The organism is Oleiphilus sp. HI0079, assembly GCF_001635105.1.
On sequence record NZ_LWFT01000217.1, the window covers coordinates 1 to 498 of the forward strand.

Here is a 498-nt window from a genome sequence, read left to right on the forward strand (position 1 = left end):
TTGGATGTTTCGAAAATGCAGCATGAACACGAATCTGATGCGTCCTGCCCGTTATCGGCTTAGCCTCTACAAGCGTAAAGTGCTCTGAACGATTCAAAATTCTGAACTTTGTCTGGCTCGGCTTGCCATCTGCGCTGACGACGACCATCCGTTCACCGGATTTAAGTTCATTTTTCCGTAATGGCGCATCGACCACCACTTTATGTTTCGGCCACTTACCAAACACCGCCATGTGGTAAATCTTGTTAACAGTATCTTCTCTGAACTGTGCATGCAGCGCTCTCAAAGCTGGCCGAAACATAAAGTGGTGGTCGATGCGCCATTACGGAAAAATGAACTTAAATCCGGTGAACGGATGGTCGTCGTCAGCGCAGATGGCAAGCCGAGCCAGACAAAGTTCAGAATTTTGAATCGTTCAGAGCACTTTACGCTTGTAGAGGCTAAGCCGATAACGGGCAGGACGCATCAGATTCGTGTTCATGCTGCATTTTCGAAACA

The 498-nt window shown here is 47.8% G+C and carries 2 protein-coding genes; one reads left to right on the plus strand and one right to left on the minus strand.

Annotated features, from left to right (window positions below; genetic code table 11):
• The coding region (locus A3750_RS03170) for a pseudouridine synthase (protein ID WP_231871690.1) at nucleotides 1–232 on the minus strand (232 nt) is incomplete at its 3' end.
• A gap of 39 nt (nucleotides 233–271) precedes the next feature.
• Between A3750_RS03170 and A3750_RS03175 the strand changes: the two genes are divergently transcribed.
• A partial coding sequence (locus tag A3750_RS03175; protein WP_369819916.1) for a pseudouridine synthase occupies nucleotides 272–498 on the plus strand: 227 nt, incomplete at its 3' end.